This is a genomic window from Gordonia sp. SMJS1, from assembly GCF_029866425.1.
In the GTDB taxonomy this organism is placed as follows: Bacteria; Actinomycetota; Actinomycetes; order Mycobacteriales; family Mycobacteriaceae; genus Gordonia; species Gordonia hongkongensis.
The window spans coordinates 3,295,507-3,319,987 of the sequence record NZ_CP123381.1 but is presented as its reverse complement, the minus strand read 5'-3'; the positions used below and the strand labels follow the sequence as shown (position 1 = coordinate 3,319,987).

The 24,481-nt window shown below is 69.9% G+C and carries 20 protein-coding genes and 2 pseudogenes; 21 read left to right on the top strand and 1 reads right to left on the bottom strand.

The window, feature by feature from the left end; all coding sequences use genetic code 11:
- Position 1: 1 nt before the first annotated feature.
- Positions 2–676 carry a GNAT family N-acetyltransferase gene (locus QAD21_RS15070; RefSeq protein WP_137808481.1) on the bottom strand — a complete coding sequence of 225 codons (675 nt, stop codon included), beginning with the start codon at positions 674–676 and terminating at the stop codon, positions 2–4.
- A 365-nt stretch (positions 677–1,041) separates the two neighbouring features.
- Between QAD21_RS15070 and QAD21_RS15065 the strand changes: the two genes are divergently transcribed.
- The 21 genes and pseudogenes from QAD21_RS15065 (at position 1,042) to QAD21_RS14965 (ending at position 24,412) form a co-directional block, all read left to right on the top strand.
- The gene (locus QAD21_RS15065; RefSeq protein ID WP_058251704.1) at positions 1,042–1,515 is read left to right on the top strand and encodes an SAV_6107 family HEPN domain-containing protein; all 474 of its coding nucleotides are present in this window, start codon (positions 1,042–1,044) and stop codon (positions 1,513–1,515) included.
- A gap of 166 nt (positions 1,516–1,681) precedes the next feature.
- Positions 1,682–2,083, top strand: coding sequence for a DUF3040 domain-containing protein (locus tag QAD21_RS15060; RefSeq protein ID WP_068970560.1), 402 nt, complete (start codon positions 1,682–1,684; stop codon positions 2,081–2,083).
- A gap of 520 nt (positions 2,084–2,603) precedes the next feature.
- Positions 2,604–3,044 carry a division/cell wall cluster transcriptional repressor MraZ gene (gene mraZ / locus QAD21_RS15055; RefSeq protein ID WP_058251706.1) on the top strand — a complete coding sequence of 147 codons (441 nt, stop codon included), beginning with the start codon at positions 2,604–2,606 and terminating at the stop codon, positions 3,042–3,044.
- A 273-nt stretch (positions 3,045–3,317) separates the two neighbouring features.
- On the top strand, positions 3,318–4,304 hold the full coding sequence (rsmH, locus tag QAD21_RS15050; RefSeq protein WP_068970561.1) for a 16S rRNA (cytosine(1402)-N(4))-methyltransferase RsmH: 987 nt from the start codon (positions 3,318–3,320) through the stop codon (positions 4,302–4,304).
- 2 nt (positions 4,305–4,306) lie between these two features.
- On the top strand, positions 4,307–5,158 hold the full coding sequence (locus tag QAD21_RS15045; protein ID WP_068970562.1) for a hypothetical protein: 852 nt from the start codon (positions 4,307–4,309) through the stop codon (positions 5,156–5,158).
- A 109-nt stretch (positions 5,159–5,267) separates the two neighbouring features.
- Positions 5,268–7,192, top strand: a pseudogene (locus tag QAD21_RS15040) (penicillin-binding protein 2).
- Between the two features lie 276 nt (positions 7,193–7,468).
- Positions 7,469–9,115 carry a UDP-N-acetylmuramoyl-L-alanyl-D-glutamate--2,6-diaminopimelate ligase gene (locus QAD21_RS15035; RefSeq protein ID WP_205333013.1) on the top strand — a complete coding sequence of 549 codons (1,647 nt, stop codon included), beginning with the start codon at positions 7,469–7,471 and terminating at the stop codon, positions 9,113–9,115.
- Positions 9,112–9,597, top strand: a complete 486-nt coding sequence (locus QAD21_RS15030) for a UDP-N-acetylmuramoyl-tripeptide--D-alanyl-D-alanine ligase (RefSeq protein WP_065632296.1) — start codon at positions 9,112–9,114, stop codon at positions 9,595–9,597. The genes QAD21_RS15035 and QAD21_RS15030 overlap by 4 nt, the downstream gene beginning before the upstream one ends.
- A gap of 121 nt (positions 9,598–9,718) precedes the next feature.
- Positions 9,719–10,816, top strand: a complete 1,098-nt coding sequence (gene mraY, locus QAD21_RS15025) for a phospho-N-acetylmuramoyl-pentapeptide-transferase (protein WP_058251712.1) — start codon at positions 9,719–9,721, stop codon at positions 10,814–10,816.
- 90 nt (positions 10,817–10,906) lie between these two features.
- Positions 10,907–12,391, top strand: coding sequence for a UDP-N-acetylmuramoyl-L-alanine--D-glutamate ligase (murD, locus tag QAD21_RS15020; protein WP_280359809.1), 1,485 nt, complete (start codon positions 10,907–10,909; stop codon positions 12,389–12,391).
- A gap of 5 nt (positions 12,392–12,396) precedes the next feature.
- Positions 12,397–14,337, top strand: coding sequence for a putative lipid II flippase FtsW (gene ftsW, locus QAD21_RS15015; RefSeq protein ID WP_205333011.1), 1,941 nt, complete (start codon positions 12,397–12,399; stop codon positions 14,335–14,337).
- A gap of 158 nt (positions 14,338–14,495) precedes the next feature.
- Positions 14,496–15,626 (top strand): undecaprenyldiphospho-muramoylpentapeptide beta-N-acetylglucosaminyltransferase, encoded by a 1,131-nt coding sequence (gene murG / locus QAD21_RS15010; RefSeq protein WP_068970586.1) that lies wholly within the window; start codon positions 14,496–14,498, stop codon positions 15,624–15,626.
- A 79-nt stretch (positions 15,627–15,705) separates the two neighbouring features.
- Positions 15,706–17,276: pseudogene (murC, locus tag QAD21_RS15005) on the top strand (UDP-N-acetylmuramate--L-alanine ligase).
- The gene (locus QAD21_RS15000; RefSeq protein WP_065632300.1) at positions 17,273–17,974 is read left to right on the top strand and encodes an FtsQ-type POTRA domain-containing protein; all 702 of its coding nucleotides are present in this window, start codon (positions 17,273–17,275) and stop codon (positions 17,972–17,974) included. Before murC ends, QAD21_RS15000 begins: the two are co-directional and overlap by 4 nt.
- A 326-nt stretch (positions 17,975–18,300) precedes the next feature.
- Complete coding sequence (gene ftsZ, locus QAD21_RS14995) at positions 18,301–19,467, top strand: cell division protein FtsZ (RefSeq protein WP_058251716.1); 1,167 nt, start codon at positions 18,301–18,303, stop codon at positions 19,465–19,467.
- An 8-nt stretch (positions 19,468–19,475) separates the two neighbouring features.
- Positions 19,476–20,234, top strand: coding sequence for a peptidoglycan editing factor PgeF (gene pgeF / locus QAD21_RS14990; RefSeq protein ID WP_068970570.1), 759 nt, complete (start codon positions 19,476–19,478; stop codon positions 20,232–20,234).
- A gap of 24 nt (positions 20,235–20,258) precedes the next feature.
- Complete coding sequence (locus QAD21_RS14985) at positions 20,259–21,011, top strand: YggS family pyridoxal phosphate-dependent enzyme (protein WP_068970571.1); 753 nt, start codon at positions 20,259–20,261, stop codon at positions 21,009–21,011.
- A gap of 113 nt (positions 21,012–21,124) precedes the next feature.
- Positions 21,125–21,841, top strand: a complete 717-nt coding sequence (gene sepF, locus QAD21_RS14980; RefSeq protein ID WP_068970572.1) for a cell division protein SepF — start codon at positions 21,125–21,127, stop codon at positions 21,839–21,841.
- A 59-nt stretch (positions 21,842–21,900) separates the two neighbouring features.
- A complete protein-coding gene (locus QAD21_RS14975; RefSeq protein WP_068970573.1) occupies positions 21,901–22,242 on the top strand; it encodes a YggT family protein in 342 nt (113 codons plus the stop codon).
- A gap of 448 nt (positions 22,243–22,690) precedes the next feature.
- The gene (locus tag QAD21_RS14970; protein ID WP_058251721.1) at positions 22,691–23,506 is read left to right on the top strand and encodes a DivIVA domain-containing protein; all 816 of its coding nucleotides are present in this window, start codon (positions 22,691–22,693) and stop codon (positions 23,504–23,506) included.
- Positions 23,507–23,539: 33 nt separating this feature from the next.
- Positions 23,540–24,412 (top strand): hypothetical protein, encoded by an 873-nt coding sequence (locus tag QAD21_RS14965; RefSeq protein WP_280359808.1) that lies wholly within the window; start codon positions 23,540–23,542, stop codon positions 24,410–24,412.
- Positions 24,413–24,481: the final 69 nt, after the last annotated feature.

Sequence of the window (24,481 nt, the reverse complement as noted above, 5' to 3'; positions counted from 1 at the left end):
GTCAGCTCCCGGTACCGGCGCGGCGGGCGGCGGCCGGGGGTTGCAGTTCCAGGGGGAGCGGACGGCCGAGGAACGCGAACGGACGCGGATCGCCGGTGAAGGTGAAGTGGCGCAGGACGTCGGTGAAACCCATCCGCCGGTACAACGACCACGCGCGGTTGTCCTCGGCGGGGATCTCCGGGGTCGACAGCAGCACATGGCGTTCGGGCCGGTCGGCCAGCAGCCGGGCGAGGAGCCCCTGGCCGATACCTCGGCCCTGAGCGGTCGGGTGGACGTGCAGCTCGGTGAGCTCGAAGTAGTCGCGCGCGATCGCCTCGACCGTCTCGGGCGGTCGGCCCGTCTGGCGGAGTCCGAGCCGCAGCTGCTGGTTCCACCATTGACCGGTCGCGCCGGTGTAGCCGTAGGCGATGCCGACGAGCAGGTCGTCGGGTCCGAAGCCGACCGGCGGACCGACCCGGCGCCGCGCGGCCGGCATGGTCCGCGCCTCGTGTGGGGTCACCGTCTCGACCGCGCCCATCGCACGCCATCCGGGCCGCGCGATGTGTTCGCGCCAGAGCCCGGCCCGATGGATCTCCGTACCGCGCGGATAATTCATCGCGGTCACGTAGATCTCCAGGGCCGGCTCGAGCCAGGCCCGGGCGTCCTGGCCACTCAGGCTCACCAGGCGGATGGTCAACGGATTTCCGTTCTCTGCATCGTTCGTCCTGCGTCGTCGACCTGCAGACGAGGTCGGCTGCCGCTGGGGCGGGCCGCCCTCTGCCGGGGGCATCGCGTCGCAGGCCACTTCCGGGAATTGTCCTATCGATGATGCACACTCGGCAGGAATCGGCCCGCAGGTGGTGGCGTTGTACTCCCCGGCGGGGGTTTCGGGTCACAGATGTCTTGAACGCCGACGCCGGGATAGCTATATTGAACGTGTCGAACGGATGTTCGATGAATGTGCCTCCGCAAGCTGTTCGCGTTCATCCGACGACACGGTCCGGCGGCGGACGAGGGAAGCGTCTGCCGCCGGACACAGCCCATACGCACGAGGAGGACGACATGGCCAGACACCGCAGCGCCACGGCTCTCACCCACGCGGCGCCCGTCGACCCGGTGATGGTCGGTCGAGCGCGCGATCTCCTCGAGCGTGCACACGTGCTCTTCGACAATGCCGACGGCGTCGACGACGACGTCGAGCGGTTCCGTCAGCTGTACCTCGTTGCCCTCCGCGCCTCGGGCGCGGCCCTCGCCGTGCACGAACCGGTCGGGACCGTGCGGCGCAGGACGTCGAACGCCTGGACCCGCATCGGTGTGGTCGCCCCAGAGCTGGCGCCGATCGCCGCCCGGTTCGCCGCGCTGTCGCCGGTTCGGATGAAGATCGAGTCCGGGATCATCCGCACGATCGACCCCGACAGCGTCGCCGGCATGCGGCTGCTCGTCCTCGACTTCCTGCGTCGGGTCGAGACGATGGTCATCGCCTACGAGCAAGGAAAACTCGGTGCCGAAGCGCCGCAGATCGGCGCGACGGCGTGAATCCGGCCACACTTTGCGGTTTCTGGCACCGCCCGGTCGTCGGCAACAGCGAGTAATGGTGGTCGCGGTCGATTTCACCTCGTATCATGGGACGATATAGGCGCAGACGCCTTTCCGGTCGCGGGTGACCTTCGTCGGCGTCACGGATCAGTGAGAAGGAGGGTCGGTGCCACTTTCGGAGCACGAGCAACGCATGCTCGAACAGATCGAGAGCGCGCTGTACGCGGAAGACCCCAAGTTTGCGTCCAGTGTCAAGCGTCGGCGCCTTGGGAAGTCGAGCGGTCGTCGTCGCCTGCAGGCGGCAGCGGTCTTCGTCGTCGGCCTGGTGATGCTGGTCGGCGGACTCATCGTCAACATCAACATCGGCGGATTCCCGATCGTGAGCCTCCTGGGCTTCCTGGTGATGTTCGGGGCCGGCCTCTTCGCTCTCTGGGGAGACAACAACACCGCCGAGGCGGGCTCGTCGTCGACCAGGTCCGGCAAGAAGCAATCGGGGTCGTCCGGCGCCAAGCGCAAGCTGTCAGAACGCATGGAGGAGCGATTCAATCGCCGGTTCGAGCAGGAGTGATCCGCTGATCCCGACTCCGCGTTCGTCGATCGGCTGACCGACTCCCGCAACTTCGCATATTCGACTGAGCCGCGTGCCTTCGGGCACGCGGCTCTTTCATGTCCTCGATTGCTCTCCAGAGCACGCTGAACGGATCCGGGCGCACGGTCGACGGGATCGAACGCCCGGTCAACGGTCCTCGCGCTTCCATACTGGCGATCCCCACTTCTCGCCACCGGCGATCCCCACTTCTCCCCACCGGGTCGCCCCACTTTGCCCCACTAGAGGATTTACGCCTGGAATTCCCGCCTCTCGGACCTCATCGGTATCTCTGGTCACACGCTGGTTGCCCTTCTTTCCGCCCATGACGCGCCGGCGACACGCGCGTTCATCGTCATCTTGAGCTCCCTGAACTGGGAATTTGCTGTCAGTGGGTGAATGCGGGGGCGGTGGGGGTGGAAAGTGGTGGAAAGTGGGGTACTGTGGCATCACTGGGTGAGGCGAGATACGACGCGGAACCCGGTGGGCAGGAGGTGTCGACGTGTCCGTGCGATTCGTCGGTACCTACACGCCCAAATTGGACGACAAAGGGCGGCTCACGTTGCCCGCCAAGTTCCGCGATGCACTGGCAGGAGGGGTAGTGGTCACCAAAGGCCAAGATCACAGCTTGTCGGTGTACCGGACCGAAGAGTTCGACGCGATAGCCGCTCGGATCGTCGAGGCGTCTCGGAACGACCCTGATCTGCGCGCGTTCCAGCGAACGTTCTTCGCCGGTTCGGAAGAGCAGCGACCGGACGGTCAGGGCAGGATCAGCCTGTCCGGCGACCATCGCGTGTACGCGGGGTTGTCCAAGGAGTGCGTGGTGTTCGGCAGCTTCGATCACCTCGAGATCTGGGACTCGGCCGCATGGAACGAGTACCAGACGCGGCACGAGGAGAACTTCTCGGCCGCCAACTCCGCCGCGCTGAACGCGGTGCTGTAGCCGGAGGACCGGCCGCCACACCGCCGAGACAGCAACACCAACGACAGCAACCGACCAGAAACCGACCGAAGAGACAGCAACCGATGGGCGAGTTCGGTGCCCAGCGGCTTCGGGTGGCACGAGGCCCCGGCCCGGTGGCGACCCTGGCGTACTTCCCCAACGCCAGGTGCGTGATCGGGTCGGGACCCCGCTCCATCCGACCGCCTGCTCTCGCCGACCCGAGGCATCCGCCCACCGCCGATACCGCATACATGCCGATGGGGGGTCTTCATCATGGTCGATGCCGAGGACGAACCGCGTCGGTCCGGCGAGTTCGGCCACATCCCCGTCATGGGTGCGCGCATCGTCGAACTGCTGACCCCCGCACTGGATTCCGACGATCCGCGCGTCTTCCTCGACGCCACGCTCGGCGCGGGCGGGCACAGTCAACTGGTTCTCGAGTCGTTCCCGAACGTCCGCGTGGTCGGCATCGATCGGGACGCCTCGGCACTCGAGATCGCCCGCGAGCGCCTGACGTCGTACTCCGACCGGATCTCGCTGCACCAGGCCACCTTTCACGAGATCCGCGACGTGATGGACGCAGCGGGGGAGTCGGTCATCGATGCCGCACTGTTCGATCTCGGGGTGTCGTCGATGCAGCTGGACCAGGCCGGACGCGGTTTCGCCTATGCGGTGGATGCGCCGCTCGACATGCGCATGAACGCCGACGACCCGCTCACCGCCGCCGACGTGCTCAACACGTACTCGCACGGCGAATTGGCCCGCGTACTCTCCGATTACGGGGAGGAGCGCTTCGCCGGCCGGATCGCCTCGGCGGTCCTGCGGGAGCGGGACAAGGAGCCCTTCACGACCAGCGCGCGTCTCGTCGAACTGCTCTACGACGCCATCCCGGCCGCCACCAGGCGGACCGGCGGGCACCCGGCGAAGCGGACCTTCCAGGCGTTGCGCATCGAGGTCAACCATGAATTGGACGTCCTGCGTGAGGCTTTGCCCGCTGCGCTGGACGCGCTCGCCGTGGGCGGACGGATCGCCGTGATGAGTTACCAGTCTCTCGAGGATCGGATCGTCAAGCGCGAGTTCGCGACGCGCACATCGTCCACCTCACCCCCCGGGCTCCCGGTCGAGTTGCCCGGCACGGCACCGGAATTCCGTGTCGTCACGCGGGGCGCCGAACGTCCGGACGAGAACGAACTGGCCACCAACCCGCGCTCGGCGCCGGTACGTGTCCGCGCGATCGAGCGAGTCGAGAAGAAGGGCTGAGCATGACCATCCTGCACGAGGCCCCGTCGCGGTCCGCCGGCGACGAGCGCGATTCGCGACGGTCACGCCGAACCCGCATCGAGTCCGAACGTGCGACACGATCGAGGGCCGCCCAGCGGGCACTCGACCGTCGACACCGACGCTCCGCGGCGGGTCGTGCCACGCCGCCGCGTCGTACCGGCGGCGGACTGTCCATGACCGGGGTGTCCCTGCGAGAGCGACTGCAGCACACCCCGTTTGTCGTGCCGGTGATCGCGTTGCTCGTCCTCGGACTCGGTCTCAGCCTGTGGTTGTCGACCAAGGCGGCGCAGGATTCCTACAAGCTGGGAATCGAGCGGACGCAGAACCAGTCCCTCATCGATCAGCGCGACGCGCTCAAGCGCACGTACGAATCGGGCAACTCGGCGCCTGAATTGTCGGACAAGGCAGCACGTCTCGGCATGATCCCCGCCGACAACCCCGCTCGGATGATCGTCGACGACCCGCGACGCCCGCGCGTGGTGGGCAAGCCGGAGCCCGCGTCCGGGCGTCCGATGGGGAGCCTGAATCCCGATACCGCACCGGATCCCGCGGAATCGATCGACCCGAGCGAGGTCGACGACTCGATCGGGCTGGGCGGCGGATCGGGTTCCGCGGGACCCGAGGCGGGCGGGACGTCCACACCGCAACCCGCACCGTCGCAACCGGCATCCGACGAACCGGCGGCCGGCGGACCGTCTCCGTCGCAGACCGCACCGCCCGGCGCGAATCCGCTCCCGTCCGGTGCGAGTCCGGCTCCCTCCGGGGCCGGTGCCGTGCCCCCGGCCGCGCCGTCGACCCCGACTCCGGCGCCGAATGTGGTGCCCACCCCGTGAGTTCGCCCCGATCCGCGCTTCCGAAGTGCGCTGGATCTCCGGCGCCATCTCCAACCCGCCGGGGTCAAATCCGGGGTAACCACGTTGAAGCGGTGAACAATTGACGACCATGACACGTGCGACCTTCGAGCGGCTCGGCGCCGGCCCGTCGCGTCCGGGACGCCGACCCGGGCGTGGACCCGGAGCGGGGTCGGGAGGATCGGATCGGAAGGGGCCCGGCGGGCGGAACGGCCGTGGGCCGCAGGGTTTCGTCTTCCGTGCGCGCGCGGCCGGCGTGGTGGTCCTGCTGGTCGTCCTCGCCGTCGCGGTCAAGATGATCGTCGTCCACACGGTGCAGGCGAGTTCGATCTCTGCCGAGGCCGCACAGCAGCGCGAGTACACGCAGGTCCTCACCGCCAAGCGCGGTGCGATCCTCGACCGCAACGGGCGCCCGCTGGCCTACACCGACGAAGCGCGGTCATTGACGTTCCTGCCCAAGGCCGTTCGCAAGACGATCGAGGAAGAGCACCGCAAGAACCCCGCGCTTCCCGACGTCGAGACCAGGCTCGAGGAGATCGCGAAGGGGGTGTCGGTGGCCCTCGGTGGTTCGATCAGCGAGGAGGATCTCCTCGAGAAGGTCACCGGCGAAGACACTTTCGTGTACCTCGCGCGGTCCGTGAGCCCCGACGTCGCGTCCCGGATCACCGAGGACTTCCCGGAGGTCGGTGCCGACCCGCAGAGCATCCGCCTGTACCCGGGTGGGTCGCTGGCGGCGAACGTGGTCGGCGACGTGAACTACGACGGCAACGGACTCATCGGGCTCGAGGCGTCGCTTGACTCGATCCTGTCCGGGACCGACGGCTCGCGGACCTACGACCGGGGATCGGACGGGGCCGTCATCCCCGGCAGCATGCGCAACGTGCACCCGGCTCTCAACGGGGCGACGGTGCGCCTCACCCTCGACTCCGACATCCAGTGGTTCGTCCAGAGCCAGGTCATGAAGGCCAAGCAGGCATCGGGTGCGCAGGGCGCGTCGGCCGTGGTGCTCGATGCCAAGACCGGTGAGGTGCTGGCGATGGCGAACGACGGGACGTTCAACGCATCCATCCCGTTGTCCGAGCAGCCCGATGCCGAGCTGGGCAACCCCGCCGTCACGTCTCCGTTCGAGCCAGGCTCGGTCAACAAGCTCATCGCCGCCGCGGCCGCCGTCGAATACGGCATCACCCGGCCCGAGACGGTGTACCGCGTTCCGGGCAGCATCCGGATGGCAGGTGTCACGGTGCGCGACGCTTGGCCGCACGGGGTCGAGCCGTACACCACCACCGGCATCTTCGGTAAGTCGTCGAACGTCGGCACCCTGATGCTCGCGCAGCGGATCGGCGAGGAGCGCTTCGCCGACATGGTCAAGAAGTTCGGTCTCGGTCAGCGAACCGGGGTCGGCCTGCCCGCGGAGAGCGCGGGAGAGGTTCCCGCCCTGAGTCAGTGGTCCGGTGGCTCGTTCGCCAACCTGCCCATCGGACAGGGCCTTTCGATGTCGCTGCTGCAGATGACCGCGATGTACCAGGCGATCGCCAACGACGGCCTGCGCATTCCGCCACGCATCCTGGCATCGGAACAGCGGGACGGGTCGGCGCCCGACGACCGGGCGCGGCCCCAACCCGTCCGGGTGGTGAGCGAGTCCACCGCCCGGACCGTCCGGGACATGTTCCGGTCGGTGGTGCAGGACGACCCGACCGGTGAGCAACAGGGCACCGGGACCAAGGCGGCGTCGACGGCTACCAGGTGAGCGGCAAGACCGGCACCGCGCAGCAGGTCGATCCATCCTGTGGGTGCTACTCGAACTCGCGGTACAACATCACGTTCGCGGGCATCGCCCCGGCCGACAACCCGCGCTACGTCGTCGGGATCATGCTCGACAACCCACGGCGCAGTTCCGACGGGTCGGGCGGTCAGTCGGCGGCTCCGCTGTTCTCCACCATCACGTCGTGGATGCTCCAGCGCGCCCAGGTGCCGCTGTCCGCGCCGACGCCCCGGCTGACCCTGACCGCACGGTAGCGCCCGCGGAGTCCGTCGCCGATCAGCCGGACACCCGGACAGGTGCGGCCACGGGCGCACCGTGTGCTGTGGCGTCGGGGCGGGTCGGTATCGTGAGTGCGATTCTGCGCCTCCCGACGAGGCACCGACGCACCTCGCGGCACAGCCCGGTCCGACGTCCGAACACCGACACCCGTACCGAGCAGTCCCGCACGACCAGCACAGTCCCGAGGAGCGAGCATGTCCGCTCGCCCGTGGGAAACGCCGAGAGAAGAACCGAGGAGGCGAGGAGCACCGATGGCGTCTCGTCGACCATCACCCGACCGGAGGGGCGGACCCATCCGTCCGCGTGAGGTCGCGCCGACAGCGGTGTCCGTGTTGTCCACCGCCACCGGGGCCCGACTCGACCTGGTCGGCGGCGCCGACGCCGAGACCCAGGTGACCGGGGTCGTCCTGCGGGCGCAGGACGTCCGGCCCGGTGACCTGTTCGCCGCTCTGCCCGGGGCCAGCACGCACGGCGCGAAGTTCGCCGATCAGGCCGTGGCGGCCGGTGCGACGGCCATCCTCACCGACCCCGCCGGCCGGGCCGAACTGGCTCGCGTCCTGCCGCCGGAGACTGCCGTCGCGGTCCTCATCCATCCCGCTCCCCGCACGGTGCTCGGCAATGTCAGCGCCCGCGTGTACGGCAATCCGTCCCAACGACTCAAGCTGATCGGCATCACCGGCACGTCGGGCAAGACCACCACGTCCTATCTGGTCGAGGCCGCCCTGCTGGCCGCCGGGCACTCGGTAGGGCTCATCGGCACCGTCGAGACCCGCGTGAACGGCGACGCCCAACCGAGTTCGCTGACCACGCCGGAGGCCCCGACCCTGCAGGCCCTGCTCGCGGCGATGCTCGAGGACGGCGTCGACATCGTCGTCATGGAGGTGTCGAGTCACGCGCTGGCACTCGGTCGCGTCGACGGTGCGCATTTCGCGATCGGCGCGTTCACCAATCTCTCGCAGGACCATCTCGATTTCCACCTGACGATGCGCGCCTACTTCGACGCGAAGGCCCAGCTGTTCGTCCCGTCCGCCCCGACGCACGCGGTCCGGGCGGTCGTGTGCGTCGACGACGAGTGGGGTCGGCGGATGGCCGAGCTCGCCCGGCGGCCGGGCGAGGCCGCCCATCTGCAGCCGGTCCTGGTATCCACCGGGCCGACGCCGGCCCACTGGCATGCGGATGACTCGTCGCTCGCCGACGACGGCTCGTCACGCACCCCGTTCACCGAGCCGGACGGCGAGCACGAGCTCCTCATCCCGCTGCCCGGCCGGTACAACGTGGCCAACGGGCTCCTGGCCGTCGCCGTGGCACACGCCGCCGGCGTGCCGGTGCCCACCGCACTCGAGGCGGTCGCGTCGGTGAGCGTCCCGGGACGCCTACAGCGCATCGATCGTGGACAGCCGTTCCTGGCCCTCGTCGACTACGCCCACAAGCCGGGCGCGATCGAGGCGGTGCTGGCGACACTGCGCGGGCAGACCACCGGACGGGTGGCCATCGTCGTCGGTGCCGGCGGCGATCGCGACACCGGGAAACGGCCGCTGATGGGGGAAGCGGCCGCGCGCGGTGCCGAACTCGTGGTCGTGACCGACGACAACCCGCGTACCGAGGACCCGGGTGCGATCCGGGCCGAGGTGCTCGCCGGTGCACAGGCCGTGCCCGGAACCGAGCGCCCCCGCGGCGCGGAACCGATCCGGGAGATCGGCGATCGCGCCGCCGCGATCGAGGCGGCCGTCGCCTGGGCACGACCCGGCGACATCGTGCTGGTCGCCGGCAAGGGACACGAGGCAGGACAGGAGATCGACGGCGTGAAGCATCCGTTCGACGATCGGGAGGTCGTCGCCCGTGCGCTCGAGTCCCGCGCAGCCGAGGCTCCGGGTGCGGTCACGGAGAGCGAACGATGACCACCGGAGCGGTCACGGTCATCCGCGGCGATGCGCCGGTGTCGGTCGACGACGCCCGCCGGCTGATCCGGCGCCTCGCCGAGTCCGCCGGCGCCGGCCGCACCTGGGCGGTCATCGCCGAGCTGGCCTCGCCGGCCGGCCTGACCGAGAACCAGCGCGTCGTCGAACACGATCTGCTGGGTCGCCTGGCGGTCCGGCTGGCTGTCGACAAGACTCTCTGCGTGGGGGATTCACGATCGGTGCACGCGCTGCACCAGGGCGCGGTCATGGAGGGTTCGTGGGGTGACGAGGCGCGCATCGTCGAGTCCGTCGACGCCGCCGCCCGACTCGCCGACACCGAACCGGACTGGCGGCCCGCCGCCGGCGACGTCATCCTGCTGGCCGCGGCCGGCGCCGATCTCGACTCGGTGATCACCGCGTGGTCCGAGCGGGGCGGATGGCGGGTCGTCGACGCGACGGCCGCCGACGAGGCGGCACCGTGAGCGCTCGCGCGGGCGTGAGTGGGCCGACGATGCCGCTCCGCCGCGGGGTGTCAGGCAGGTTCGGGAAGATCGCGGCCGGGAACAGACCGGTCGCGTACGGAGAGGATGCGGGGGCAACGCGGTGACACAGATACTCCTCGCGGGGGCGATCGCGATCGCGGTGTCGATCCTGCTGACGCCGGTCCTCATCAAGGTGTTCTCCCGGCAGGGCTTCGGGCAGGAGATCCGGGTCGAGGGCCCGCAGAGCCACCAGACCAAGCGCGGGACCCCGTCGATGGGCGGCGTCGCGATCCTGGCCGCCCTCTGGGCCGGCTATTTCGGCGCCCACCTCGTCGGGGTCTTCACCGACGCCGGGAACGGGCCGACCGCCTCCGGACTGCTCGTCCTGGGGCTGGCGACCGCGTTGGGCGTCGTCGGGTTCCTCGACGACATCATCAAGATCCGCAAGCATCGCAATCTCGGTCTGAACAAGACCGCGAAGTCGATCGGGCAGTTCATCGCCGCCATCCTCTTCGGCATCCTGGTGCTGCAGTTCCGCAACGACTACGGCTACACGCCGGCGAGCACGAACCTGTCCTACGTCCGCGACATCGATGCGATCACGCTCGGGTCGGTCGTGTTCGTGGTGTTCTGCTGGCTGGTGGTCGCGGCCTGGTCGAACGCGGTGAACTTCACCGACGGGCTCGACGGCCTGGCCGCCGGCTCCATGGCGATGGTCCTGGGCTCCTACGTCCTGGTCACCTTCTTCCAGTTCGTCAACGCCTGTGCGGGCGGCGCGAAACCGCCGAGCGAGATCCCCACCGGCTGCTACCAGGTCCGTGACCCCCTCGATCTCGCGCTCATCGCCGTGGCCGGCGGTGGAGCGTGCCTCGGCTTCCTCTGGTGGAATGCGGCGCCCGCCAAGATCTTCATGGGCGACACCGGCTCGCTCGCCCTCGGCGGCATGCTCGCCGGTCTGTCGATCACCACGCGGACGGAGTTGCTGGCGGTCGTCATCGGCGCGCTGTTCGTCGCCGAGATCATGTCGGTCGTGATCCAGATCGCCTTCTTCCGGACCACCGGTCGTCGCGTGTTCCGGATGGCCCCGTTCCATCACCACTTCGAACTCGGTGGCTGGGCGGAGACCACGGTGATCATCAGATTCTGGTTGCTCACCGCCATCGCCTGTGCGCTCGGCCTGTCGCTGTTCTACGGCGAGTTCCTGACCACCAATGGCTGATCAGCCGGAAGCGAGTCCGACCCCCGGGGGGCCCGACCCGCGCGCCTGGCCGGCCGGACCGTCGTGGTCGGCGGGGCCGGGACCGCGGGGTTGTCCGCCACCCGGTTCCTGGTGACGCTCGGCGCGCATGTCCTGCTCGCCGACGACCGGTTCGCCGGTGCTGACGCGCCGCCCGTCGACCGGAACGCCGCGGCCGCGGCGGTCGCCGGGGTCACCGAACTGATGTCGCAGGGCGTCGAACCGGTCGCCGTCGCGGATCTGCTCACCGGTTCCGGGCGACTGGCGACGGCCAAGGTCGTGATCGTGTCACCCGGCTTCGCGCCCACCCACCACCTGGTGGCGGCCGCGGCCGCCGCCGGCGTACCGGTCTGGGGCGAGGTCGAACTGGCCTGGCGCGTGGACGTCGCGGGACTGCTGGGCGAACCACGCACCTGGCTTGTCGTGACCGGCACCAACGGCAAGACGACGACCACGTCGATGCTCGCCGGGATCGTCGAGGCGTCGGGCCGCAGGGGTGCGGCCTGTGGCAACATCGGGCTCCCGGTGCTCGACGCGATGCAGGCCGAGCCCAGGGTGGACGTGCTGTGCGCCGAACTGTCGTCATTTCAGCTGCATTGGGCGCCGTCGGTCCGTCCGCATGCGGGAGTCGTGCTCAACGTGGCCGAGGATCACCTCGACTGGCACGGGACCTTCGAGGCGTACGCACTTGCCAAGGCGGGAGCGCTGCGCGGTGCGGTGAGTGTCGTCGGACTCGACGACCCGGTCGCGTCCGGCCTGCCCGCCGCGGGCCGCCGCATCGGTTTCACGCTGCGCGAGCCGCAGCCCGGACAACTCGGCGTCGCGGACGGTGTGCTGATCGACCGCGCCTTCGACGCGGGCCGGTTGTACGACGCTGACGAGGTGCGCCCGGCCGGACCGTCGGGTGTCGCCGATGCGCTGGCCGCGTCGGCTCTCGCGCTCGCGGCCGGCATCGGGCCGGAGGCGATACGGGCGGGGCTGGCGTCCTTCCGGCCGGCCGGTCATCGCGGCGAGGTCGTCGCCTCGCGGGACGGGATCGACTTCGTCGACGACTCCAAGGCCACCAACCCCCACGCCGCCCAGGCGGCGGTCGCCGCCTTCGACCGGGTCGTGCTGATCGCGGGCGGTCTGCTCAAGGGTGCGTCGATGGACGAGATGCTCACCGCGGTGGGCAGTCGGCTGGCCGGGGTGGTCGCGATCGGCCGTGACCGAGACCTGGTGATCGAGGCGATCGCGCGACACGCCCCAGAAGTCCCAACAGTCACAGTATTCACAGGGGACGATGGCACGGTGAACGTGCATCGTCCGGGACAGGCCGGTCCCCAAGCCTCAGCAGCTGATCTCCCGGGGACGGGCTCCTCGACATCGGTGGCGGTCATGGACCGGGCCGTCGAGGAGGCGTGGGTGCTCGCGGAGGCGAGCCCGTCCGCGCCCGACGCCGTGCTGCTCGCCCCCGCGGCGGCCTCGCTGGACATGTTCGCCGGATACGGCGCGCGCGGTGACGCTTTCGCCGCCGCCGCGCGTCGGATCGCCGGCTCGCCCGACACCGGACGCTGAGTCGGATGAGCAGCCGCAACCCGGCCGCGGACAACGACCCCGTCGACGATGCCGACGACCGCAGCGGTCTCGACGGCGTCGGAGACGATGGTGTCGCTGCCGACAACGGGAGCGCTGATGTCGAGACCGGCGGGGACACCGGTGGCCGGACGCGCACGAGAGACGAACGGCCGGGCGTGAAGCGCGGCACCGGCGCCAGGTCGGCACGGGACGACGCCTCGGGCCGCTCCGCGGGTGCGGCAGCAGCGACTGCCGCGTCGATCCCCGCGATCGTGCTCGACGCCATCCGCAACCTGTTGGCGCGTCCGCTGGCGTCCTATCAGCTGATCCTCACGATGTCGTTCCTGCTCACCACATTCGGCCTGGTGATGGTCCTCTCGGCGTCGTCGGTCGAGGGGTATTCCAAAGAGGGATCGGCGTACGGGCTGTTCGCCACGCAGGTGATCTTCGCCCTGCTCGGCCTGGTGGTCTTCTACTTCATGCTGCGGATTCCGGTGCGGTTGCTCCGACGGTTCGCCGCTCCCGCGATGTTCGTCGCGGTGGTGCTCCTGGCGCTGGTCCTCATCCCCGGCGTGGGCACGCTCAGTCAGGGCGCACGCCGCTGGTTCGTCATCTACGGCCTGTCGGTGCAGCCGTCGGAGCTGGTGAAGGTCGCGTTGTGTATCTGGGGTGCGCACCTGCTGGCCTCGCGCCGGCGGGACAACGCCTCCCTGCGCGAGCTGCTGGTCCCGCTCGTGCCGGTGGCCATGCTCGTGTGCCTGCTCATCATCCTCGAGCCGAACCTGTCCACGACGATCACCATCGCGATCATCGTCGGTGCGCTGTTGTGGTTCGCGGGACTGCCGGTCAAGGTCTTCGTCTCGTTCGCGGTGTCCGGCATCGCGCTCGCCGTGATCCTCGCCCTGGCCGAGGGCTACCGCTCGCAGCGCGTGATGAGCTTCCTCGGCAACGTCGACGACCCGCAGGGCGCCGGCTACCAGGCGCGCCAGGCGACCTACGCGCTCGCGAACGGCGGGGTCTTCGGCGTGGGCCTCGGCCAGTCGAGTGCCAAGTGGAACTATCTTCCGAACGCGCACAACGACTTCATCTTCGCGATCATCGGCGAGGAGCTCGGGCTGCTCGGCGGGCTCATGGTGGTGTTCCTGTTCGTCGTCCTCGCCTACATCGGCTTCCGGATCGCATCCCGGTCGACCGATCCCTTCCTGCGCCTGATGTCGGCGACCATCACGGTGCTGATCACCGCGCAGGCGTTCATCAACATCGGCTACGTCATCGGATTGCTGCCGGTGACCGGAATCCAGCTGCCGCTGATCTCGGCCGGTGGCACGTCGACGCTGACCGTCCTCGCGATGCTCGGTCTGCTCGCCAACGCCGCGAGGCACGAACCCGAGGCGGTCGCGACGCTGACCGGCGGGTCGCCGAGCCGCGTGGCACGGTGGCTGCGCCTGCCGACGCCGGTGGCCTACCGGCAGACACGGGCGGAGTCGCTGCGCGATCGACTGGACCAGCGTCGCACGGCCGGTCCGCGTCCGACGGCCGGTGTCGGTCGCGGCGGCCGGGGACCGCAGTCGCGTCGCCGTCCGCCGAGCGGGCCCGCGCCGTCGGCCGATGCCGGACGTGGCCGTCGACGCTTCCCGTTGCCCTGGCGGCGTGCCGCCGCCCCGTCGCAGTCCGCGCGGGACGATCGACGGCAGGGCCGGTCGTCGACGCGATCCGGTGCCGGCGACACCCGAGGGGCCCGGTCGGCGGCCTCCGGCCGGGCGGGTGTCCTGCGCGGGCGGGTCCGGCCGGGGACTTCTTCGCGGAGCGGCGTCGACTACGGTGTCGGGTATCGGGGGAGCGGGTCGTATGTACGCGGCGCCGGGAGCGGAGCGAGCGGGCCGTATGTACGCGGCGCCGGGAGCGGAGCGCGCGGGCCGAATGTACGCGGCGCCGGCCGTCGGTGACCGGCGGTGGGAGCGGCTGAGGTGCGGGCCCACGACGGGAGATCTCCGGCCGGGAGCCCGCGAGTGTGATCGAAAGCTGGAATGGAGTGACGACGCCGGTGAGTTCGGGTGCGGTACAAGCTGATACGACCGGACGGCCGAACGGCCGGCCGTTGTCGGTGGTCGTCGCAGGCGGCGGCACGGCCGGTCACATCGAACCCGCCCTCGCCGTCGCCGACGCGGTCAGCCGCATCGATCCGACGGCCCGTATCACGGCGCTGGGTACCAGTCGCGGCCTCGAAGTCGATCTCGTCCCGGAACGCGGATACGACCTGCAGCTGATCCCGCCGGTACCGTTGCCGCGCAAACCCGGCCTCGACCTGGCGCGCACCCCCGGCCGTCTGCTGGGTTCGGTGGCCGCCACCCGCAAGGTCCTCGACGAGGTGGACGCCGACGTGGTCATCGGTTTCGGTGGTTACGTCTCCGTGCCGGCGTACCTCGCGGCGCAGATGCACCTGCGCCGACGCAATCGGATCCCGATCGTCATCCATGAGGCCAATGCCTCGGCCGGCATCGCCAACAAGGTCGGTGCCCGGTTCGCCGATCGGGTCCTGGCGGCGGTCGACGGTTCCGGGCTCGACGCGACGGTCGTCGGAATCCCGGTGCGCGGTGTCCTCGCCGAACTGGACCGGCCCGCCCTGCGGGCGAAGGCGCGCCACTACTTCGGACTCGACGACGACGCGCCGACGCTGCTCGTCTTCGGCGGCTCGCAGGGCGCGCAACGACTCAACGACGCCGTGTCGGGCGCGGCGAAGACATTGGGTGAGGCCGGCATCGGCGTGCTGCACGCCTACGGTCCCAAGAACTCGATCGACCCCGCCGTCGTCGACGACGCGCCGCCCTACCGCGCCGTCGGGTATCTCAAACGGATGGATCTCGCGTACGCCGCCGCGGATCTCGTGATGTGCCGGTCCGGCGCGATGACCGTCGCCGAGGTGTCGGCGACCGGGTTGCCCGCGATCTATGTCCCGCTGCCGCACGGGAACGGCGAACAACGACTGAATGCGCTCCCGGTCGTGGAGGCGGGCGGGGGACTGCTCGTCGACGATGCGACGGTGGACGCCGACTGGGTTGCCCGCGAAGTGCCTGCGCTGCTGACGGATACAACTCGGCTGCACGAGATGTCGATCGCTGCTGCGGGCACCGGGCATCGGGACGCCGCGGCGGCGGTGGCCACCGCCGCCATCGAACTCGCGCAGGATTTCCGGGCTGGACGTCGTCGCGGTGGGAGGTCGGCCCGTGAACGATGAGGCCGTGAGCGAAGCGACGGAGAGGGACGAGACGGCATCGGCTCCGGGGTCGCTGCCCGATGAGCTGAGCCGCGTCCACATGGTCGGCATCGGCGGCGCCGGGATGTCGGGACTGGCCCGGATCCTGCTGGCCCGCGGGGGACAGGTGTCGGGGTCGGATGCCAAGAACAGTCGGGGCATCCTCGAACTGCGGACCCGCGGCGCCCGGGTGCAGGTCGGGCACGATCCGTCGGCGCTCGACCAGATCCCCGGTGGCCCGTCTGTCGTGGTGACCACTCATGCCGCGATCCCCAAGACCAATCCCGAACTCGTGGCGGCACGGTCGCGCGGTATCCCGATCCTCCTGCGGCCCCGCGTCCTGGCCCAGCTGATGGCGGGTCAGCGCAGCCTGCTGATCGCGGGCACCCACGGCAAGACCTCCACGACCTCGATGGCGGTCGTCGCGCTGCAGCATGCCGGGACCGACCCGTCGTTCGCGATCGGCGGCGAGCTGAACGAGTCGGGGACCAACGCCCACCACGGTGGCGACCCGATCTTCGTCGCCGAGGCCGACGAGAGCGACGGCTCGCTGCTGGAGTACACACCCGACGTCGTCGTCGTCACCAACATCGACGCCGACCACCTCGATTTCTTCGGTTCCATCGAGGCCTATGTCGAGGTGTTCGACCGGTTCGTCGCGCGCATCGCGGGCGGCGGGTCGCTCGTCGTGTGCCTCGACGACCCGGGCTCGGCCGCCCTGGCCGGCCGCGTCGCCGAGTCGCTCACCGCGCGCGGGGTGGAGGTCCTTGGATACGGACGGGGGACCCACGCCGCGCTGGCGCCGACCGTCCGCAACGTCGCGACCATGACGTCCTGGGAGCGCGCGGAGGCGGCGGAGCCGCCACGGTCCGGTTCACCTCCCCGCTCTGCCCGAATGGCGAGGATCGACAGATCGTCCTCCCGCTCCCGGGCGAGCACATGGCGCTCAACGCGATCGCCGCGGTGATCGGTGCCGCCCGGGTGGGTGCGCAGCCCGGCGTCGCGACATCCGACCCATCGACCGGGGCCGGACGGCTCGACGCCATCGTGGCCGGGATCGGCGCGTTCGGCGGTGTCCACCGTCGCTTCGAGTTCCGCGGCCGGCGCGGCGGCGTCGAGGTCATCGACGACTACGCCCATCATCCGACCGAGGTGCGGGCCGTGCTCTCGGCGGCGCAGGACATGGTGTCCGCCCGCGGCGGGCCGAGCGGTTCGCGCGGGCGCGTGATCGCGGTGTTCCAGCCGCACCTCTACTCACGCACCGTCGAGTTCGCCGATGAGTTCGCCGCTGCTCTCGACCTCGCCGACGCAGTGGTCGTCGCCGATGTGTACGGGGCCCGTGAGGCCCCGATCCCGGGGGTCAGCGGGCGCACGATCTCGGACAAGCTGACCGTGCCGGGGATCTTCGCCCCGGACCTGTCGCGGCTGGCCGCGCAGGTCGCGCGACTGGCGCGGTCCGGGGATGTCGTGCTGACCCTGGGGGCGGGCGACATCACCATGCAGGGTCCGGAGATCCTCGACGCCCTGGCCTCGACCTCGACGACCGCCGACACCGCCACCGTGACGGGTTCGGGCGCGACTCCGACCGACGGCCCGGCGGACTCCGAGGGCCGGACGGGGCGGGTGTCGTGATCCGCTGGCCGCAGCGCCGCCGGTCGCGCGTGGTCCTCGGCACGCTCATGGTGGTCGCGGCCGGCGTCGGGTTGGTGCTCATCGCCTACCTCACGCCGCTGATGTCGGTGCGCGGCACCGACGTCCGCGACAACGGGTCGATTCCGGCCGACGAGATCCTGCGGGTCGCGGCAGTGCCGTCGGGCACCCCGCTGCTGCAGGTCGACACCCGGGCGGTCGCGCAGCGTGTCGCCACCATCCCGTCCGTCGAGTCGGCGCGCGTGCAGCGGAGTTACCCCTCGTCGCTGACCATCACCGTCGTCGAGCGGGTCCCGGTCGTGATCGTGAACAACGGCGACGACGTCCACGTGCTCGACAAGTCCGGGGTGGCGTTCCTCGACTACGACCGCACGCAGGGCGTCCCGCCCGAGGTGCTCAAGCTCCCGGTTCTCGACACCCCGAACCCGGGGCCGGCGGACCCGACCACCAGGGAGACCATCGCGGCGGTGGCGGGCTTGCCCGAATCGCTGGCGCGGCAGGTCATCCGGGTGACCGCGACCTCGCCGGTCGACATCGAGTTCACGCTGTCGGAGAAGCGCACCGTGGTGTGGGGGGACAGCGACCGCGGCGCCGAGAAGGCCCGCACACTGACGCATCTGCTCACCCGCGAGGCGCGGATGTACAACGTGTCGAGTCCCGAGTTCCCGGCCTATCGGTGACGCACGCCGGATCCGGCCGACCCCGAAATCACCGGTCGGGGTGAGGCGGACCCGCGAGACGGAACCGGACGACCCCCGTGGGGCGGCGAAAAGCTGAGGGTTCCGGCGGATTTCGCCACGACTTCCCGACACGCCGAGCGCGGATCTGGATACCGGGGCCTGCGATGCCTAGCGTCATCACCACAACGAGTTACTTGACATAACTCTAAATCTATGGTTCAGGTTTAGGGTTTGTCGCGAGCGGGACGTGGACCGGCCGGTTCACACAGGACATATCGAGACCAGAACTCGAACAACGAGATCGACCACACAAGGAAGGCGAGCGCATGACGCCACCGCACAACTACCTGGCCGTCATCAAGGTCGTCGGCATCGGCGGTGGCGGCGTGAATGCCGTCAACCGCATGATCGAACAGGGACTCAAGGGAGTCGAGTTCATCGCGATCAACACCGACGCCCAGGCGTTGTTGATGAGCGACGCCGACGTCAAGCTCGATGTCGGGCGCGACTCGACACGGGGTCTCGGCGCCGGTGCCGATCCCGAGGTCGGTCGCCGCGCCGCCGAGGACGCGCGCGACGAGATCGAGGAACTGCTCAAGGGCGCCGACATGGTCTTCGTGACCGCGGGCGAGGGCGGCGGGACCGGAACGGGTGGTGCACCCGTGGTCGCGTCGATCGCGCGCAAGCTCGGCGCGCTCACCGTCGGCGTGGTCACCCGGCCGTTCGCCTTCGAGGGCAAGCGACGCGGCGGACAGGCCGAGGCGGGCATCACCGCGCTGCGCGAGTCCTGCGACACCCTGATCGTGATCCCCAACGACCGTCTACTGCAGCTCGGCGACGCGCAGGTCAGCCTGATGGACGCGTTCCGCAGTGCCGACGAGGTGCTCCTCAACGGCGTGCAGGGCATCACCGACCTCATCACCACGCCGGGCCTGATCAACGTCGACTTCGCCGACGTCAAGGGCGTCATGAGCGATGCCGGCAGCGCGCTGATGGGCATCGGTTCGGCCCGCGGCGAGGAGCGTGCGCGCAAGGCCGCCGAGTCCGCGATCAACTCGCCGCTGCTCGAGGCCTCGATGGAAGGCGCCCGCGGTGTGCTGATCTCGATCGCCGGTGGCAGCGACCTGGGTCTGTTCGAGATCCACAACGCCGCGACCCAGGTGCAGGAGGCCGCGCACGAGGACGCCAACATCATCTTCGGCACGGTGATCGACGACAACCTCGGTGACGAGGTCCGGGTCACGGTCATCGCCGCCGGCTTCGACGGTGGCTCACCCAAGAAGCGGACCGACGTCCCGGCCGCCGCGGGGCGTTCCGCGGTCGGTCAGGGCCAGGCCGGCGCCGTGGCGTCGCCGCCGAAGAACGATCCGCTCTTCGGGGACATGCCGAAGGGTGCGGGCGATCCGTTCGAGCAGGAGCCGGAGCCGCCCCGCCGCAACACCGTTCGGCTCGACGACGACGATGTCGACGTGCCGTCGTTCATGAAGCGCTGAGCCCGCGCATGCGGGTGCGTCGTGTCATCACCACCCGTGCCGGCGGGGTCTCGGTGTCACCGTACGATTCGTTCAATCTCGGTGATCACGTCGGAGACGATCCGGAAGCCGTGGCGGCGAACAGGATTCGGCTGGCCGAGCAGATCGGGGTGGCGGCCGGGTCGGTGGTCTGGATGGAACAGATCCACAGTCGCAACGTCACCGTGGTCGACGGACCGGTTCCCGAGCCGGTGCCCGCCACCGACGCGCTGGTCACGACCACGCCCGGTCTCGCCCTCGCTGTGCTGTCCGCCGACTGCGTCCCGGTACTCCTCAGCGACGACGACGCCGGTGTGATCGCGGGGGTCCATGCGGGCCGCGTCGGCGCCCGGATCGGCATCGTGCCCGCCACCCTGCGCGCAATGTTCGAACTCGGCGCCCGGATCGGGTCCATCGGCGCCTTCCTCGGTCCTGCCGCGAGCGGAGACCACTATGAGGTGCCCGCCGACATGCAGGCCGACGTAGAGAAGCATCTGCCGGGCAGCGCCGTGCGTACCAAGAAGGGCACGGCCGGTCTCGACCTGCGTGCCGGCTTGCGGCGGCAGTTGCTCGAGGCCGGCGTCGCCGGAGTCGCGGTCGACCCGCGGGACACCATCGCCGACCCGAGCCTGTTCAGCCATCGCCGGGGCGCACCCACGGGCCGCCTGGCCTCGGTCATCTGGATGGACCCCGATGGCGATGCACACGGCGACGATGCACCCGGTGAGCGGCGCCCGCTCGGGGAGTGACCCGGTGGCGAGAAGGATGGGGACATGACCGGGTCATCTGATGCGCGCACCGCCGAGCTGGGGAAACGGTTGGCGGCGGTGCGTCGGCGCCTCGACGCCGCGGTCGAGGCCGCCCATCGGCCGGCGGGCTCCTGTCAGCTCCTCGTGGTCACGAAGTTCTTCCCCGCGGATGACGTCCGTCGGCTGCTGCAGCTGGGGGAGCGCGCGTTCGGCGAGTCGCGCGAACCCGAGGCCGGCCGGAAGGTGGCGGAGGTGCTCAGGGACTGGGAGTCCCCGGGGTCCGGTGACGTCCCTGTCTTCGACATGATCGGTTCGGTGCAGTCCAAGAAGGCCCGGTCGGTGGCGCGGTGGGCGCGCGCGGTGCACTCCGTCGACCGCCCGAAGGTCGTCGACGCCCTGGACCGTGCCGCGGTCGCAGCACTCGACGAGGGGGAGCGCGCCGATCCGCTCGGCATCCTGCTCCAGGTCAGCCTCGACGGCGATCCGCAGCGCGGCGGCGTCGTCGAAGACGATCTCCCGGCTCTGGCCGAGCGGGTCGTCGAGGCAGATTCACTGCGGTTGCGCGGGCTCATGGTGATCGCCCCGCTGGCTGGCGAACCCGGGCACTGGATGGCCGAGGCCGCACGCATCCGCGAGGCGTTCCGCGGGCGATTCGACGCCGCCGCCGAACTGTCCGCGGGCATGTCCGGGGACATGGAGGAGGCGGTCGCCGCGGGCTCGACATGCGTGCGTGTCGGAACCGCGATCATGGGCGATCGGCCGCTAATCTCTCAGTAATCACATTGGTAACACCAGAACCAAGTGACACACGAAGCGCAGTTAGCTCACTGACCACAGATGCACCATCCGGCACGGCAGCAACCGGCGTCGCACTACCAGAGAGGCCGTCAATGACCACGATGCAGAAGTTCAAGGCTTACTTCGGCATGGTGCCGCCCAGCGAGTACGAGGACGACTACCTCGAGGAGTCGGCCCCGCCGCTGCGGGAGCGGTCTCGTGAGCGCGCCTACCGTGACGACTACTACGGTGACTCCTCCTACGATCCCGGATACGAGCCGTCGTTCCGGGACGCCGGCTACCGCGACGAGATCGCGTACCGCGACGAGCTGTCCGACCGCCACTACGACGCCGGCTTCGACCTGGCCCCGGAGTACGCGGCGGAGTTCGCCTACGCCGGCAGTCGCGCGGTGGGCGAGGGGCCGATGCGGGCGCCCGCCCGCCTCGAACCGCTGCAGCGTTCGTCGAGCGCCGCCCTGCGCGCTGCCACCGCGCCGCGGTCGACGGGTGCCGACCCCCGCGAACTCGAGCGCGTCTTCGCCGACAGCCCGCTGCAGAAGATCACCACGCTGCGCCCGTCGGACTACAGCGAAGCCCGTACCATCGGGGAGCGTTTCCGCGACGGCAACCCGGTCATCATGGACCTCGTCGACATGAGCAACGACGACGCCAAGCGCCTCGTCGACTTCGCCGCGGGTCTTGCGTTCGCGCTGCGCGGATCGTTCGACAAGGTGGCCACCAAGGTGTTCCTGCTGTCGCCCGCCGACGTCGACGTGTCGCCCGAAGACCGCCGCAAGATCGCCGAGACGGGCTTCTACAACCACTCCTGACCGGCGGCGTAGGGGACCTCGGTTCGCCGTCGTCCGAGATGTTCAGGCACTCTTGACGCGTGGCTGCGATTTTGTTGAGCGTCTTGTACTACCTCCTGCTGATCTTCTGGTTGCTCCTCCTGGGCCGGCTGGTGGTCGAACTGGTCCGGACCTTCGCGCGTGAGTGGCGTCCCACCGGGATCGCGGTGGTCGTCATCGAGATGGTCTTCACCGTGACCGACCCCCCGATCAAGGCGCTGCGTCGCGTTCTCCCCCCGATCCCACTCGGTCCCATCCGGCTCGACCTGTCGCTCATGATCGTGATGCTCGTCGTGATCATCGGCATGAACATCGTCAACGGCCTACGCGCCGACGCCCTGGCCGAGTCGCTCGCGATCGCCGGACACCTCGTCCGCCCCTGACGCCGGGTCCCGGAGCTTGCGGGCGCGTCCCCCTGCTCCCTGAGGAGCCCCGGGAATTTGCGGGCGCGTCCCCCTGCTCCCTGAGGAGCGGCCGGAGCTTGCGGGCGCGTCCCCCTGCTCCCTGGAGGAGCGCCCGGAGCTTGCGGAGGGCGCGTCACGAAGGGTCCCGTCACCGGCGGGCGCACCGATCGGGCGGCGGGTACCCCGTGTCACGGCGATGGTCTACCGTTGTAAGTCATCTTCGGATGACTGTTTCATTTCAACAGCGCATCGCAGAGATGCGACCAACGGTTCGCGTGTGACAGGATTGGACGCCAGTTACAATTTTTGACTGGTATGAATAGTTAGTGACAACCTGTATCGGTCGAACGACTCACCGTCGCGCGATCCGGGTTGGACGGCCCGCCAACTGAACACAAGTTCACCACCAGACATGAGGGGAACCGACATGCGGCTGACTCCAGCTGATGTGCACAACGTCGCGTTCAGCAAACCGCCCATCGGTAAGCGCGGTTACAACGAAGACGAGGTCGATCAGTTCCTCGACTTCGTCGAAGCCGAACTCGCACGGCTGATCGAAGAGAACACCGACCTCAAGCAGCGCGTCGAGGAGCTCGAGAGCGAGCTCGCCGATGCCCGTTCCGGTGGTGGCGCCCAGGCGGACGACCGGACCCAGATGTTCGCCAAGCCCGCCGCGGCACCCGAGCCGCCCGCCCCGGCGCCGACGCCGGCCCCGCAGGCGACCAACGACGACGCCAACGTGCGTGCCGCACGCGTTCTCGCGCTCGCCCAGGACACCGCGGACCGGCTCACCGGCAGCGCACGCGCCGACGCCGACGCGATGCTGTCCGACGCCCAGACGCGCGCCGACACGCTGGTCTCCGAGGCGCAGACCAAGTCCGATGCCATGCTCGCCGATGCCCGGCAGCGCTCGGAGGCGATCCTCGCCGACGCGCAGACGCGGTCGGAGGCGCAGTTGCGGCAGGCACAGGAACGTGCCGATGCCCTGCAGAGCGACGCCGAGCGCAAGCACAGCGAGATCATGGGCACGATCAACCAGCAGCGCGGTGTGCTGGAAGGCCGGATCGAGCAGCTCAAGACCTTCGAGCGTGAATACCGTACGCGTCTGAAGACCTACCTCGAATCCCAGCTCGAGGAACTCCAGCAGCGTGGCAGCGCGGCGCCTGTCGAGGGCGGCCGACCCGATCAGTCGTTCTCGAACGATCCGGGTAACGGTGGATTCAGCAGCTACTCACCCAGCTGACCTGGGCGGATCGGTGCGCACTAGGCTGGTGATGTGCTGACCTTGGCGCTGGCCGCGACCCTCTTGGGGTTCGTGCTGCTCATCCTCGGTCTCATCACCGGGACCGTGTGGCTGGCCGTGGCCTGCATCGTGGTCTGTCTGGTGGGCCTCGGCTTCCTCCTGATGGACGTGTTCGCCGGTCGCAAGGGCGAAGCGGCCCGGTCACTGGAAGACATGGTCCCGGGCGCCGGTCGCGACACCGATCCGTCGCACGACGCCGATGACGACGCTGTCACCCGGCACGACCCGGCCGGCGATCGCGGCGACGATGCACCGACGCGTCGGTACCCCGCCGCCGACGCCCCCGGTGTCGGCGATTCCGAGCCCGCCGGCTATCGGCCCGGGGCCTTCGACCCCGGAATGGCCGCGCCCGCTGGTTCGGTCCCGCCGAATCGTCCTGCTCCCGAGCGTCGTGAGGGCAACCTCGAGGACTATCTGCGTTCGGTCGGCGGTGACGGTCCGAGTGGTGACGGGCCGCCCGCGGGCCCGCCCACCGGTGTCGATGTCGCCGGTGGTCGCCCCGGTCCGCCGCCGGGTTCCCGACCGCCCGGCGTAGGACCGCAGAGCCGACCACCCGGGGTCGGTCAACCATCGTGGACGCAACAGCAGGCCCGGCCGCAGCAGGGGCAATTCGGTCCTCCGCAATCCGGCCCGCCTCCGACCAGGGGCCAACGGCCTCCGGTCGGCCCGCCGTCGGCTCCGCGTCCCTTCGACCCGCAGTCTCCGGGGTGGGTCCCCGACGACGTGCCGGGCGGCGACGCCGCCGGCCCGGACGACTGGACAACAAGTCCCGATGAGTCCGCGCCGCGTCGTCGGCGTGCGGATTTCGATCCGCTTGATCCGAACTGGCATCCGCCGCCGGACTGAGCGCACCCGCACGGTCGCGCACCGGTCGAGAACCCATTGGCCCGACCGGGTCGGTCGTCGCTACACTGG

Excerpts from the sequence above, each read along its gene's own strand:
- pgeF (WP_068970570.1), top strand. The coding sequence starts at position 19,476 with ATGCGGGTGCGTCGTGTCATCACCACCCGTGCCGGCGGGGTCTCGGTG.
- rsmH (WP_068970561.1), top strand. The coding sequence starts at position 3,318 with ATGGTCGATGCCGAGGACGAACCGCGTCGGTCCGGCGAGTTCGGCCAC.
- sepF (WP_068970572.1), top strand. The coding sequence starts at position 21,125 with ATGACCACGATGCAGAAGTTCAAGGCTTACTTCGGCATGGTGCCGCCC.
- QAD21_RS14985 (WP_068970571.1), top strand. The coding sequence starts at position 20,259 with ATGACCGGGTCATCTGATGCGCGCACCGCCGAGCTGGGGAAACGGTTG.
- QAD21_RS15045 (WP_068970562.1), top strand. The coding sequence starts at position 4,307 with ATGACCATCCTGCACGAGGCCCCGTCGCGGTCCGCCGGCGACGAGCGC.
- QAD21_RS15065 (WP_058251704.1), top strand. The coding sequence starts at position 1,042 with ATGGCCAGACACCGCAGCGCCACGGCTCTCACCCACGCGGCGCCCGTC.
- QAD21_RS15035 (WP_205333013.1), top strand. The coding sequence starts at position 7,469 with ATGGCGTCTCGTCGACCATCACCCGACCGGAGGGGCGGACCCATCCGT.
- ftsW (WP_205333011.1), top strand. The coding sequence starts at position 12,397 with ATGAGCAGCCGCAACCCGGCCGCGGACAACGACCCCGTCGACGATGCC.
- QAD21_RS15030 (WP_065632296.1), top strand. The coding sequence starts at position 9,112 with ATGACCACCGGAGCGGTCACGGTCATCCGCGGCGATGCGCCGGTGTCG.
- ftsZ (WP_058251716.1), top strand. The coding sequence starts at position 18,301 with ATGACGCCACCGCACAACTACCTGGCCGTCATCAAGGTCGTCGGCATC.
- QAD21_RS14970 (WP_058251721.1), top strand. The coding sequence starts at position 22,691 with ATGCGGCTGACTCCAGCTGATGTGCACAACGTCGCGTTCAGCAAACCG.